Below are 545 nucleotides of genomic sequence, written 5' to 3' on the forward strand. Positions count from 1 at the left end.
CCTAACATAGAACGAACACGTTTCTTAATAAAACGATGATCTTGTTCCACTATGTTATTGAGATATCTAACTTGCCTTAGCTCTATGCCTTCAGGCATATGCTTTTCTTCTTTCAACGCTCGAATTGAATTGCTACAGGATAAGCGGGGTTCTTATCTACTGTTATCACGTGAGGTTTAGAAACATACGAAAAAGCCAAGGCTTTCTTGAAAAAGCGCTTGGCTGCTTGTTTATCTCTTGATTTACTAAGATAAAAATCAATGGTGTTCCCTTCGGAATCTACAGTACGATATAAATACATCCATTGACTTTTTACTTTGATATAGGTTTCATCAACTCTCCATGAGTCATTTGTTGATTTAAGATGATATCGTACTTTCTCTTCTAATTGAGGCCCATATTGATGAACCCAACGCATAATGGTTGTGTGAGCGATTGATACTCCTCGTTCTTCCATCATTTCCACCAGGTTACGAAAGCTTAAATTGTACCGCAGGTACCATCTTACTGTTAATAAGATTAGTTCAGGCTGATAGTGTTTCCAC

Annotated in this window: 1 pseudogene; it reads right to left on the minus strand. The window is 37.4% G+C overall.

From position 1 onward, the window contains the following. Window positions 1–545, minus strand: a pseudogene (locus JDS96_RS30635) (IS6 family transposase); the annotation flags it as partial.

It is taken from the genome of Bacillus cereus group sp. N21 (assembly GCF_016483395.1).
GTDB classification, from domain to species: domain Bacteria; phylum Bacillota; class Bacilli; order Bacillales; family Bacillaceae_G; genus Bacillus_A; species Bacillus_A pseudomycoides.